The 10741-nt window shown below is 57.9% G+C and carries 9 protein-coding genes and 1 pseudogene; 4 read left to right on the top strand and 6 right to left on the bottom strand.

The genetic code is table 11. The features are described from left to right. Positions 1–133: 133 nt before the first annotated feature. The 4 genes and pseudogenes from RMO15_RS15135 to RMO15_RS15120 form a co-directional block, all read right to left on the bottom strand. Complete coding sequence (locus tag RMO15_RS15135; protein ID WP_309714283.1) at positions 134–646, bottom strand: hypothetical protein; 513 nt, start codon at positions 644–646, stop codon at positions 134–136. Positions 647–649: 3 nt separating this feature from the next. Next, positions 650–916 (bottom strand): annotated as a pseudogene (locus RMO15_RS15130) (proline racemase family protein); the annotation flags it as partial. A 28-nt stretch (positions 917–944) separates the two neighbouring features. Continuing rightward, complete coding sequence (locus RMO15_RS15125; protein WP_309714281.1) at positions 945–1979, bottom strand: hypothetical protein; 1035 nt, start codon at positions 1977–1979, stop codon at positions 945–947. Positions 1980–2017: 38 nt separating this feature from the next. Further along, positions 2018–2971: a proline racemase family protein gene (locus RMO15_RS15120; RefSeq protein WP_309714280.1), complete on the bottom strand. Its 954-nt coding sequence runs from the start codon at positions 2969–2971 to the stop codon at positions 2018–2020. Positions 2972–3003: 32 nt separating this feature from the next. Between RMO15_RS15120 and RMO15_RS15115 the strand changes: the two genes are divergently transcribed. Continuing rightward, a complete protein-coding gene (locus RMO15_RS15115; RefSeq protein WP_309714279.1) occupies positions 3004–3966 on the top strand; it encodes a prolyl oligopeptidase family serine peptidase in 963 nt (320 codons plus the stop codon). Here the strand turns inward: RMO15_RS15115 and RMO15_RS15110 are convergent. Next, positions 3936–4922: a glycosyl hydrolase family 18 protein gene (locus RMO15_RS15110; RefSeq protein WP_309714278.1), complete on the bottom strand. Its 987-nt coding sequence runs from the start codon at positions 4920–4922 to the stop codon at positions 3936–3938. The two genes, RMO15_RS15115 and RMO15_RS15110, sit on opposite strands and share 31 nt — an antisense overlap. 225 nt (positions 4923–5147) lie before the next feature. Beyond that, positions 5148–6197, bottom strand: coding sequence for an aldo/keto reductase (locus RMO15_RS15105; RefSeq protein WP_309714277.1), 1050 nt, complete (start codon positions 6195–6197; stop codon positions 5148–5150). A gap of 48 nt (positions 6198–6245) precedes the next feature. Here RMO15_RS15105 and RMO15_RS15100 point away from each other — a divergent pair, with 48 nt between their 5' ends. The 3 genes from RMO15_RS15100 to RMO15_RS15090 all read left to right on the top strand — a co-directional run bounded on the left by RMO15_RS15100 (position 6246) and on the right by RMO15_RS15090 (position 10567). Then, positions 6246–7556: a hypothetical protein gene (locus RMO15_RS15100; protein WP_309714276.1), complete on the top strand. Its 1311-nt coding sequence runs from the start codon at positions 6246–6248 to the stop codon at positions 7554–7556. After that, positions 7546–8307 carry a hypothetical protein gene (locus RMO15_RS15095; protein WP_309714275.1) on the top strand — a complete coding sequence of 254 codons (762 nt, stop codon included), beginning with the start codon at positions 7546–7548 and terminating at the stop codon, positions 8305–8307. Before RMO15_RS15100 ends, RMO15_RS15095 begins: the two co-directional genes overlap by 11 nt. 115 nt (positions 8308–8422) lie before the next feature. Further along, positions 8423–10567: a hypothetical protein gene (locus RMO15_RS15090; protein ID WP_309714274.1), complete on the top strand. Its 2145-nt coding sequence runs from the start codon at positions 8423–8425 to the stop codon at positions 10565–10567. Positions 10568–10741: the final 174 nt, after the last annotated feature.

Raw genomic sequence — 10741 nt, 5'->3', positions numbered from 1 at the left:
GGAGGTGATGCAAACACTCAATTTACATTTCCATGAAGTGTGCCCCCGCTGGAACTACACATTCAAGCCTCGCTTGACGCCAACGCCAAGGTAAGGTTTGCAATGTCAAGATACGGAAGTAGATTTTGGACGACTACTTAGAGGCCGAGTTGATAAGAAGTAGCAAGTCATTATCAGGGACCTTTGCAATCGTCATATGTGCTACTGGGTCTTCAAATGGTATCGTCAGAGGGCGGAACTGCTTACGCTCCGTGTCCACCAGACCATAGAACATCTTTGCAGTGAACACGGAGTCCCGCAGGGGGGTAAGCTGTTGGCACTCTATCAGGGCGCGATTGGTCTTAGGGAACCAGTAAATTTTCAGGCTTTTGTGCACCCGTTGGGCGAGATCATCGGTTGCTCGGTGCAGGAGTGTGGCGGTGCGGCGCTTTGCATCGTAGAGCCAGAGCTTTTCCTCGCCATAGGGTCGCTTATTCTCGGGCGACACAGGGGGACGGAGCTTCTGAATCACCAGAGCATAGCGCCCAAGCGGCGCGGCACTGATACTCTCCACCTCTCCCTCGACGACATGCTCGTTCTTGCCCAGAACAAACACACCCACTTTTGTGCTCACAGAGCGGGGCGTGTAAGTATCCGAGCGGCTCATCGTTTAGATTCCCCAGCAAAACGGGTCGGTATCGTCCAGAAGCAGCGTCGCCTCCGCGCTGATCCACGCCCGTCCGGTGATGGTGGGAATGAAGCCGTTTTCGACAGGCTGGACGCTGCCCTCAAACACGGAGCCAATCACACTCTCTTGTCGCCAAATCTCACCGGGAGCGAGTTTGCCATCGGCGGCGAGGCAGGCGAGCTTGGCACTGGTGCCAGTACCATAGGGCGAGCGATCGTACGCGCCGCCGGGGCAGAGCACGAAGCTGCGATAACCAGAAGGAGTAGGGAAAATCATCTTATGGCTTCTTTGTCAACGAGGTTGCGTAGAGATCTCCCTCGTGGAGATAGAGCACAGCAGAGAGGTCGGAAAGGAGTATACAGTCGATACCTACCGACTCATCTATGCCACGAAATTGTGGATAGGGAGCCACAGCTACCAGCGCTTCAGTCTTCTTTTTTTCTGTCCCCGGCTCTGTCGCACGAAGCCAGAGCGCCGTTGTCTCTGCCTCGCTACCCGATCTCCCTACCAGCTTCGTGTTCTCCTCTTCGAGAATCAGAGGAAGCAACGGCTCGTGTTTTTCCCAGGAGTCACTATCAACCGAGATCATCTCTTTGGGGCGCTCGTACAAAGAGCGAACCGCACTGGTGCTGAGATGAACCAGGTACCAGATGGATTTAAGAGACTTCTGATTCGGTGGCAAAATCTCTGTACGCAGAACGGCTTCGTTGCTTTGTGGGAGGAGGCCATCTAAAAAGAGCCCGTCAGTATCGGGCGAACACTCCAAATAACGAACGGGAGAAAACTTGCCTTCCGGTGAGACAAAAACGATAGGACTCTCACCGGAGCGACTTAGTTGATCTCCAATAAGAAGAAGTGTGCTACTATCCCGAAGCGTTTCAACCTGAAAATTCCCCTCAAAGGGAGCACTGAATCGCCGAAAGCTCTTACGCTCTGCATCGAGCAAGCCACATGAGAAGTGCATCGAAATGGGCTCCTCAAATGTCTCCCGAGAACGATACGTCCCATCTGTCACTATAATCAGTGCACGACTTCTTTCGGGGAACCAGTGGATTTTCAAATGCATCCGTTTCTGTATGATAGGATTATCGGTAACACGATGGAGGAGCTTACTGGTGCGTCGGTAGGCATCGTAAAGCCAGAGCTTTTCTTCGCCGTAGAGAATTTTAGATTCTGAGGTAACAGGAAGACTAACCTGCTGAATCACGAGGGCATAACGGCCATTAGTGGCGGCAGAGATGCCTCGGATCAGTCCTCCGATAACCACAGGTTCGTTTGGGCCAAGGACATACATTCCCGCTTTTGTGCTCACGGTACGGGCTTTGTATCTATCCGGATGGCCCATTGGATTTAGATTCCCCAGCAAAATGGGTCGGTGTTGTCGAGGAGAAGCGTCGCCTCGGCGCTGATCCATGCTCGCCCCGTGATGGTCGGGATCACACCCTCTTCGCGAAGCCGGAGAGGGTCGCCGTCTAAGCGGCGGGGAGAGGCAAACTCAACGCTGCCCTCAAACACGGAGCCAATCACACTCTCTTGCCGCCAAATCTCACCGGGCGCGAGCTTGCTGTCGGCGGCGAGGCAGGCGAGTTTGGCGCTGGTGCCGGTGCCGCAGGGCGATCTGTCGTAGGCACCGCCGGGGCAGAGGACGAAGCTTCTTGAGTGGTTAGTGGGGTCACCAGGCGGGGCAAAAAGTTCGATATGGTCTACCTCGGGGTGGGATTGATTGAGCGTGCGCCGAATCTCCCACGAGAGCGCCGTCAGCCGCTCTATATTGCCGACATGGACTTCCTCGCCGTGGTTCGCACAGAGAAAGAACCAGTTCCCGCCCCAGGCAATATCGCCCGTGACCCGCTGGCCGCTGGGGAGCGTGAGGGCCACGGCTTTCTCGGTGCGGTAGCTCACCACATTCGCGACACTCACACGGCCATCGGGGCGGAGCGTGGCGCTGACCACCCCGACGGGCGTGTCGATTTGATGGACTCCTGGCCCAAGCTTGCCCTGGTGGGCCAGTGTCGCCACCAAACCAATCGTCCCGTGGCCGCACATCCCCAAGTAGCCGACATTGTTGAAGAAAATCACGCCGCAGACACAGCCCGGCGCGTGCGGCTCGACGATCAGCCCCCCGACGAGCACGTCGGAGCCACGCGGCTCGTTCACAACGGCGCGGCGGTAGTGGTCAAAGCCCTGCTCAAAGATCACGACACGCTCCGAGAGCGGGCCGTTGCTTAGGTCGGGGCCACCGGAGACGATCAGGCGCGTGGGCTCACCGCCGGTGTGGGAGTCAATCACAGAGATACGTTGCATAGATTTGGGCAATTCTACCGTATAATTTCGCCATGAAACCAAAGTCTTGGGTACGGGTACTGCTTATCGTTTTTGGAATTATCGGAGGAGGTATCCTGGCGCTAGCACTGGCGGCAAGCTTTCCCTTTCAGAAGCTGCGCAAGCCCACTATCCCCGGAAGTAACCCGCCCCTCACTGCCGATCAGCTCCCTCCCAAGCCTGTCTTGGTTGAGCGAAGCCCTGGTGTCTTTTTTGGTGAGGTGCACCCGACGGGCCCCGCAGGCGAGCAACGGTCGCTGGGAATCTATCTGCCAAAGTCGGGCATGAACAAAGAAAACCTCCCCTGTGTTGTGATCGCGCCTGCCGGGACACGCCTCTTTCATGGAATGGACCTGGGCGAAGGGGATATTGCAGAGCACTTGCCCTATGTGAAAGCGGGCTACGTGGTGGTGGCCTACTCCCTCGACGGAGTGCTTTCCGAGAGTGATGCGACCAAGAACCGGGCGGTTCAAGGAGCACAGGCGGCCTTTATTGCTAGCAATGGTGGGGTCAATAACGCCAAGACGGCAATCACCTACGCCCTAAACCGATTGCGTGTTGATCCCAAACGTATCGTGGTGGCTGGACACTCTTCGGCGGCAACTCTGGCGCTCCAGGTTGCTGCCGCCGATCCTCGGGTGACTGCCTGCATTGCCTACGCCCCCTGCACGGACTTAGAGGCCCGGCTAGGCGATGGCCTGCCCTTGTTGGAGGCACTCAACCCAGGCGCAAAGCCGTTCTATAAGAGCATGTCCCCCAAGAATACGGTGGCAAAGCTCCACTGTCCGGTCTTTCTGTTCCATGCGCGCGACGACAGCAACGTGCCCTTCGCCGAGTCGGAGAGCTTCGCACAGACCCTTAAGCAAGCGGGGGGCAAGGTGACCTTTGTCGCCGCCGACTCAGGGGATCACTACGACTCCATGATCCAGCAGGGAATCCCTGCCGCTCAGAAATGGCTCGCCCAGAGAGCGTGGTAGGTCTCCCACTCGTGCGTGTCGGTGGTGTAGTCGGCAAAGAGCGCAACTCCGGCAAAGACCTCGGGGCGCGTTTTAGGATCGGCGAGCCCCTGCCGTGCGCCACGTAGGGCATTGGCGATGTTTTCGGCGCGGGGATTGTGGGAGCGGAGGCCCTTGCCGTAGGTAGGAGCGCCAAGGAGCATCTGGCAGTGTGGGTTGCCGCGTGCCACGGCCTGGGTCACGTGAACGACGTTTTGCGCGGCGAGAGCCACGTAGGCGCGGGGCAGGAGCATCCCCGTGTCGTAGCACATCACGGCAACTTGATCGCACCGAGCCGCGACCTGCGAGAAGTAGTCCTCACTCCAGCCAAAGGCCCTCACTGGGAACCACATCGGCGCGGCGACGGAGAGTACCTTGCCTTGGGGAAGCGCGGCGCGGGTCTCGTCCAGAAGCGCCAGTAAGTCCGGGTTGCCGTCCTCACAGATCTCGTAGTCCCACTGCACCCCATCAAAGCCGCACTTGGTGCAGAGCCAGAGCGCTTCGGCAACCATTTTCTTGCGCACCGCAGGGTCAGAGAGCACCACGGCTCCCTCACCACGTGCATTGCCCACATAGACCCACGCCAAGCACCGAGACTCGGGAGCCTGCGTGTGCACCGCCGCGATTAATTTTTGCGCCTGCTCGGGATAGTGGAACTTCAGCGAGCCGTCCGTTTGTATAAAGCGCACATGGAAGTAGGCATCGCGAATCCCCTCCGCCTTAAGCCGCTCACAAAGCGCCGAAATCTCCGCGTCGCTCTTCTGCCCAAAGTAGTGGGTGTAGCGCACCCAGAGCCCATTGGTACGCGTGCTCAGCGCCCGCCCAGAGATAGTGGCACTGTAGGGAAAGGCATAGTAGTCGAGCGCCAGCAGACCCATCGCCATTACCAGAAAAATCAGCGCCCCTCGCTGTCGCCGAGAGAATTTCTTGTGTCGCATCACTTTCTATACGGCAATCAAACGAGAAATAAGACGATTTATGAAAAAGGCTCAAGACCACTGTATTTTTGGCGGAACTTGTGGCTTCATCTAGGAAAGAGAGGAGGTTATTTGTGTTCCAATCACCCAAGGCCAAAAAACACATATTGACCGTTAAGGAAATACTGATCCTTATAAAACTGCTGGCCCTGCTCCCCTTTTTTCGTGTGATAGCGGACGAGCCGTTCACGGAATAATCGTCGTGCCGCCCGTCATGAACTTTTGGACATAGTCCTGGCGCAGGAAGCTCTGAGGGAAGCCTAGCTCGATGGCGCTGACCGCCTCCAGCCGCGCAAGGTGCTCCGGCGAAAGCGTGACTTCAAAGCACCCCAGAGAGTCTTCGAGCTGCGCCGCGGTTCGTGCGCCGACAATCGGAGAGACAACGCCCGGCTGCTCCAAGAGCCAGCGGAGCGCGACTTGCACGGTCGTGGCACCAATTTCTTCGGCGATAGCTTTTGCCTCGTTGGCGATGGCGAGCGTGCGTGGCGTCAGCCGCCCGTTGGTCTTGTTGCGCTCCTGCCGCCCTTCGGTTGCGGGAGGGGCAGTGCCATCCAAATCTGCCTGTGTATAACGCCCACTGAGAACGCCCTGTGCGAGCGGCGACCATGGGGTGACACCAAGGCCCAGCTCGCGGGCCATCGGGATCAGCTCGCGCTCCACGGTGCGCTCGGTGAGGCTGTACTCGACTTGAAGGCCCACAAACGGTGCCCAGCCGCGCCACTCGGCGAGCGTGTTGGCCCGTGCGACACGCCAGGCGGGCATGTCCGAGATGCCGACATAGAGCACTTTTCCCTGGCGCACCACATCATCGAGCGCGCGCATCGTCTCTTCGAGCGGCGTGATGCCATCGTCCATGTGCACCCAGAGCAGGTCAATGTAGTCGGTCTGGAGACGCTTCAGGCTGGCATCTAAATTCTGCATCAGGCTCTTGCGGTGATTTCCCCCCGCGTTCGGGTCGCCGTCGCGCAGATTCAGCGTGTACTTGGTCGCCACCACAAACTGGTCGCGCTGCCCCACCAGAAACTCCCCCAGAAACTTCTCACTCGTGCCCTCGGTGTAGAAATTCGCCGTGTCCAGAAAATTCCCGCCACGCTCGGCGTAGAGCTCCAGCTGCTTGCGGCTCTCGGACTGATCCGCGCCCCAGCCCCAGTCGGTGCCAAAGGTCATTGTCCCAAGCGCAATCGGCGAGACGCGCAGGCCGCTGCGCCCTAGAAGTCGGTAGTGATTGAGTTGCATAGAAAAAAAGACCCCAAATTTATGTGGGGAGTTCCGGTACAATTTCCCATGCAGCGACGACATTTCCTGACTATTTCTCTGGCGACGCTCGCGTTTGGGTGTCGGAAAGAGACGCCTACTTCTTCCAAGGCTCTCTCCCTCACCGAGGCTCTTGCCGCCGCCAAGCGTGAGGGCTTGACGACCGATTGGCGCGAGCTAAAGATGAAGCCCGTGCCAGCGGAGCGCAACGCAGCGCTGATTTTCGTTGAAGCGGACAAAGCCTATCAAAAGCTCCCCCAGTCTCAGAGGGATGCTGATGGGCTACTTTTGGTAGCCGCGCAGAAAACGGGTGCACTCGCACTAGCCCGGCCTGTACTTGAGCGCCAGTCTGCTCTCCTCAAGCTCGCCGAGAAAGCCGCAGCCTTACCTGGCTATAGTATGGAGCGCGACTGGAGCAAGGGTCTGAGCACTCCCTTTCCCGAGTATGCAGTTGCTCGGCAGATGGCACGCCTGCTCACTGTCCGCGCTCTGCTTGCCAGTGAAGCGGGTAAGCCCCTTGAGGCATTGGCTGATATAGAGCATGCCACACAGATCGGAAGGCACATTGGGAGCGAGCCAACCCTGATTGCGATGCTCGTCCATATTGCCTGTGCCTCTCTTACCGACAGATCTTTTATCAAAATCCTTCAGCGTCATGGGGAAAAAGCGGGGGTGCTTTCTGCAGCCCACAAGGTCAATCTTGCCTTTGGCCCTGCTCCTGACTTGAGGTTTTCTTTTCGCTCAGAGCTCCCTTCCCAAATTATGGGAGTGGCAAACATACGTCAAGGAAAACCCTTTTTTGCAGATGACGAAAAGCCTGACGATGGCTCCAAGGAGATGATTGCGATTGTCAAAAACAGTCCGCAGATTGCAACGGACTGGGAAACCAGCACGGTCTGGTACTGGCGGCGTGTCTACCAAGAACTAACACGCAACGAACCACTCACTCTTGCGGCACGAATGGAGGCACTCCTGGCACCACTGGCGAAGCGTCATAGCCGGAGTGACTATTTTGTCCTGATTCTGGCCCCAGTGATGAGCCAAGCGGCGGTCAAGGTGCAGCATTGGAACGCACAGAAGGTGCTCCGTGAAGCGATGCTAAGTTTACTGGAAGCGCGGCTCAAGACGGGAGCCTTCCCCGAAAAACCGACACTGCCCGGCGATCCTTTCGACGATGAACCGCTCCGTTACCGACGCGAGGGCAAGGGATTTACTCTCTACAGCCTTGGGGAGAATGGCAAAGACAATGGAGGATCGGACGAAAAAGAGGTGGTATCTTCGGACACGGACTCGGACAAAAAGACCCGTGTGAAAGATTTGGTGGTGCGCTATGGGAAGTAGCCGCCTGATTCTCGGAGGGCACTCGTTTATCGCACAGCTGGGCTCCGACCCCGCGCCAGATACCCAGACTCAAGACGCGATCGTGGCGGCGTGTCTGGATGCGGGGATCACAACTTTCGACACCACCTATCTGCCCGAGCGAGTCGCGCTGGGCAAGTCGCTCCAGCGGCTTGGGAGGCGTAGCGAGGCGCAGCTTATCGTATGGAACTTCTTCACCGATTTCGGCCCCGAGGGCTCCGTGGGAGGCCACGTGCCCTACGAGCCGGAGCATCTTGAGCAGATGCTTCGCGAGCTTCAGAGCGAGCATATCGAGCACTTAGTCGTGCATCCGGTGAGCGACCCCGCAGCGCAGGAGCGGCAAGAGGCGCTGGCGGTTTCCTGGCAGCAAGCTGGTCATGTGGGGCGCTTGGGCACCTGGATGCCGCCGCTCGACACGCCCACCTCCAGCCCCTACACCTTTGCCGTCGCGCCGTGCAATGTGACCTGCGCCGACGATGCCACGACGCGCTTTGCCGCCTACAAAGCCCTCGGCTGGGAGACCCTCGCCACGTCGCCGTTCGTGCGCGGCTGGGAATTAGACAAGCAAGTCGAGGGCCAGGGAAAAGACAAGGCTACCGTCGCCGATGAAATGCTCCGCCTCTCCGCGTTCTTCCCGAATGTAGATCGGCTGATCGTCGCCATGCGCCGCCTCGAGTGGGTCGCGATCAACAGCGCTAGTTTAGCTCGTGGGCCGTTGAGGCTCGGGTATTAGAATACCCGCATCGCTCCTAATCAGTTGTCACCAAACTTTCACACGATGATGTCCTAACTCACTCCATCCATTGCCACAGGTATTCGTTCAGGGAAAAAGACTGGGGTTATGATAAATGTCACTTGAATTCCTGAGCATTACCGTTCAGAATGTCTATGTCTCTCAGAGACTCTCTAAAATCACGGAGGTTACGATGCGCTTAGGCTTTTCGATTTTTGCTCTTCTTGCCCTGGTTCCACTGGCGGGATCAGGAAGGGCACAGGGACCCGGACAACTGGTTCCAGTACAGCGAAGTGAGAAGGCTGCGGTGTCGCGGCTCGATACTCGCACCTTCATCAATCCGATTGACACGAGGCTGACGGTGAAACCACCTCGTCCTGCCAACCCCACCGAGCCACCGGACTTTGTCTTCCAGTCCAACAACCTGCCTTTAGGGGGAGTCCTTCCCCTTCCTGGTCGCCAGGAGAGAGGTGGGCTCTGGCCTGCAGTCGGAGCTACAGGTTGGTACCCGCCCGATCCCGATCTCGCTGTGGGCACCAACCATGTGGTTGCTGTGGTGAACTCATCCATCGCTTTCTTCACCAAAGCGGGGACGAAACAGTTTCAGCAGACGGCAGGGAGCTTCTTTAGTGGATTGGCAGTGGATACCTTCATCTTTGACCCGAAGTGCTTCTACGACCGGGTACATGATCGCTTCGTGCTGGTTTTTTTGGAGCAGGACGATGCGACTCAGCTCAGCAAGCTCCTCCTAGCGGTCAGCGATGATGGCGACCCGAACGGAACCTGGTACCGCTACCGAATCGAATCCAAGCTCACCTACAATGGCTCTACCTACTGGCTGGACTACCCGGGCTTTGGCTACAACAAAGATGCCTATGTTGTCTCCGGAAATATGTTCGGCTTTGTCTCCGGCTTCGCAGGGGCACAATTTGTTGTCATTCCCTCCGCACCGCTGCTGTCTGGGCAGCCTGCCACGTCAGTCTCAATCCACGATCCTGGCTCCTCCAGTGTCCAGATAGCGGACATGATGGATATCAACCGTGAGGTGGTCTTTGGAGCCTCGCGCTCTTCGTCTACGACCATCAAACTCTTTGCGATCCAGAATCCTAGCACCCTGAGTCCAACCTTGGTTTCCTCCAATGTCACGGTTCCCTCCAACTCAAGTCCTACAGGGCCAGCTCCTAGCACCAGTGGGCGCACTCTGAGCACGGTGGATGGGCGTGTCTTCAACGCAGCCTGGCGTAACGGACGACTTGTTACAGGGCATACAACGGCGGTGAGCGGAATCAATGCTGTGCGCTGGTACGAACTCAACACGGGCACTTGGCCGGAGTCGGGGGCACCATCGCTTGTGCAGGCAGGTAACATCGCCTCCTCTGCCGAGCACTACTTCACCCCTGCCATTGGAATCAACTCTCAAGGCGCGATCAGTGTGCTCTTCACTGCCTCCAGCTCAACTCTGACGGCCGATATCCGCATTGCCAGCCGGGCCGCCACCGACCCCCTGGGCGCGATGTCTACTCCTACCACCCTGGAGTCCAGCGTCGGGAACAACTACCCCGATGGGCGCTGGGGAGACTACTTTGGTGTGGATGTCGATCCAAGCGACGATACGACGTTCTGGGGAATCGGCGAGTCTGTTTCCTCGACGAATGCTTGGCGAACCTCCGTCTTTAGCTGGAATGTCAGCTCACCCACCAACACCGCCCCGAGTGTGACAATCACAGCACCTACCAGTGGGAGCACCTTCACGAGCGGTTCCCTAATCACCTTCACTGGCTCGGCGACGGATGTCCAAGATGGCAACTTAAGCTCCGCTCTGGTCTGGACCTCTTCGCTTCAGGGAGTGTTGGGCAACGGCCCGACCTTCTCTCGGTCGGATCTGGTGGTCGGAACCCATGTCATCACCGCCAGTGCCACCGACTCGGGCAGCCTGACGGGAACAGCAACCACCACGATCACGGTTCAATCGCTCAGCTCACCTCCTGCAGCTCCGAGCAACCTTGCGGTGGCCAAACAATCTGCAGGGGTGGCTCGGCTGACCTGGATCGACAACGCGAACAACGAGACCGGCTTTGAGGTTCAGCGTGAGAAGAAGTCGGGGGGCAACTGGATCAACCCCACGACCATCACCGCCGGGGCCAATGCCACAACGCTGGACAACGCAGCAGGCTCAGGGAGCTTCCGCTACCGCATCCGCTCGGTAAACGCTTCTGGAGCTTCCAGTTGGACGGCCTGGGTAAACTCCCCCCGCCTCTAAAACGAAGTTAATCTACCTTTGTGCCGCAGGCTCGTCCCTGCGGCACTTTTTTTTTCTACGTCAGCAAAACTACCTTGAGTAACCGCTGCTCTAAGTCTGACAAATATGCCTGTGGATCTTTACGGAAGCGACGTTGTTGGCAACGCTCGCCGTGACGAGACTTCAAATCCTGAC

It is taken from the genome of Armatimonas sp. (assembly GCF_031410135.1).
Taxonomy (GTDB): Bacteria; Armatimonadota; Armatimonadia; order Armatimonadales; family Armatimonadaceae; genus Armatimonas.
Note: the sequence above shows the minus strand (reverse complement) of the source record. Positions and strands in the feature narration are given on the sequence as shown.

Bases quoted from the DNA above. Each gene is read 5' to 3' on its own strand.
- RMO15_RS15095 (WP_309714275.1), top strand. From the start codon at position 7,546: ATGGGAAGTAGCCGCCTGATTCTCGGAGGGCACTCGTTTATCGCACAG.
- RMO15_RS15115 (WP_309714279.1), top strand. From the start codon at position 3,004: ATGAAACCAAAGTCTTGGGTACGGGTACTGCTTATCGTTTTTGGAATT.
- RMO15_RS15135 (WP_309714283.1), bottom strand. From the start codon at position 646: ATGAGCCGCTCGGATACTTACACGCCCCGCTCTGTGAGCACAAAAGTG.
- RMO15_RS15120 (WP_309714280.1), bottom strand. From the start codon at position 2,971: ATGCAACGTATCTCTGTGATTGACTCCCACACCGGCGGTGAGCCCACG.
- RMO15_RS15110 (WP_309714278.1), bottom strand. From the start codon at position 4,922: ATGCGACACAAGAAATTCTCTCGGCGACAGCGAGGGGCGCTGATTTTT.
- RMO15_RS15105 (WP_309714277.1), bottom strand. From the start codon at position 6,197: ATGCAACTCAATCACTACCGACTTCTAGGGCGCAGCGGCCTGCGCGTC.
- RMO15_RS15090 (WP_309714274.1), top strand. From the start codon at position 8,423: ATGTCACTTGAATTCCTGAGCATTACCGTTCAGAATGTCTATGTCTCT.
- RMO15_RS15100 (WP_309714276.1), top strand. From the start codon at position 6,246: ATGCAGCGACGACATTTCCTGACTATTTCTCTGGCGACGCTCGCGTTT.